The sequence below is a fragment of the Clostridium sp. MCC353 genome, from assembly GCF_018785315.1.
GTDB lineage: Bacteria > Bacillota > Clostridia > Lachnospirales > Lachnospiraceae > CHH4-2.
The window spans coordinates 1-1,620 of the sequence record NZ_WQPN01000097.1 but is presented as its reverse complement, the minus strand read 5'-3'; the positions used below and the strand labels follow the sequence as shown (position 1 = coordinate 1,620).

Genomic DNA, 1,620 nt, shown 5'->3' with positions numbered 1-1,620 from the left:
CTCCTCCTAATATATAAGTGTAGGGTTTCAGTACCCAACAGCCAGTTGGGACTTAATCCTCTCATTGTTTAAGCTGTATAATGATTAGGCATCGGTCTGACGATCGCTCCTAGGACCATTGACGTCCGTAAGAAAGCCTGTCAGCCAGCCTGTCATTGCAGCCGTTCGATTTATGCAGGTTGAACTTCCACACCACGTTCGTTTGATACCCCAGGAGATGGAATCGGCAATGAGGAATGCTGGAATCCATGCAAATTCACTTTTGGAGGTACATAGAATGTACAACGCAGTAGGGATTGATGTTTCAAAAGGCAAGAGCACCATCGCAGTCCTGCGGCCTGGCGGCACTGTAATCCGCAAACCTTTCGATGTTTCCCATACATCCCAGAACCTCAATGAACTTGCTGATTACCTTGGTTCATTAGAGGGTTCAACCAAAATCGTTATGGAATGTACGGGCAGATACCATGAGCCCATGCTTAAGGCTCTGTACGAAGCCGGATTATTCGTTTCCGTTGTGAATCCCCACCTGATCAAAAGCTTCGGCAACAACTCCCTGCGCAAGGTCAAATCTGACCCGGCAGACGCACGCAAGATTGCACGCTATACTCTTGACAACTGGGCAGAATTGCGCCAATATTCAGGTATGGACAATACACGTACTCAGTTAAAAACTTTAAACTCTCAATTCAGCTTCTTTATGAAGCAAAAGGTTGCCGCAAAAGCAAACCTGATTGCACTGTTGGATAATACTTATCCCGGTGTAAATAAACTCTTTGACAGCCCGCCTCGTGAGGACGGAAGCGAAAAATGGGTTGACTATGCTTATTCTTTCTGGCATGTGGACTGCGTCCGCAAGATTGGGTTAAAAACCTTTACAGAGCGCTACAAGGCTTTTTGCAAGAAGCACCACTACATCTTCCAACAGGACAAGCCCGAAAAACTATTCAATGCTTCAAAAGAATTGGCTGCCGTCTTTCCAAAGGAGAAGACCTATAAGCTGTTGATCCAGCAAAGCATCCAGCAGTTAAACCTTGCTTCCGGACATGTGGAACGTCTCCGTCAGGAAATGAATGCGTTGGCATCCACCCTCCCTGAATACAGCACCGTGATGGGCATCTATGGCGTTGGGAAGACTTATGGCCCGCAGCTCATCGCTGAGATTGGCGACGTGTCCAGATTTACCCACAGGGAAGCACTGACCGCCTTTGCAGGCGTTGACCCCGGCGTGGATGAGTCCGGCCAGCATAAGTCCAAGAGCAACAGGGCATCAAAAGTTGGCTCTGCCAGGCTGCGCAAGACCTTATTTCAAATCATGACGACCCTGCTCCAGAATGCCCCTGAGGACGATCCAGTATATCGTTTTCTTGATAAAAAGCGGGCACAGGGAAAGCCTTACTATGTCTACATGACCGCCGGAGCGAATAAGTTCCTCCGCATTTATTATGGTAAAGTCAAAGAGTGCCTGCGGAACTTGGAGCACGCAGAGTAACACCTGTTTCTATATCACCCTTTTCAAAGCCGGCAGTTCTGGCGGCTTAAAAGTAATACCCTAAAATATCAAATCGACCTTTTGAAATTTTCTTCAAAAAACACTTGACTTTTTATTAGCAGGCTTTC

General features: G+C 47.1%; 1 protein-coding gene. It reads left to right on the top strand.

The features are described from left to right. The first annotated feature begins 277 nt into the window (after nt 1–277). Nucleotides 278–1,492, top strand: coding sequence for an IS110 family transposase (locus GPL15_RS17140; protein ID WP_215699914.1), 1,215 nt, complete (start codon nt 278–280; stop codon nt 1,490–1,492). Nucleotides 1,493–1,620: the final 128 nt, after the last annotated feature.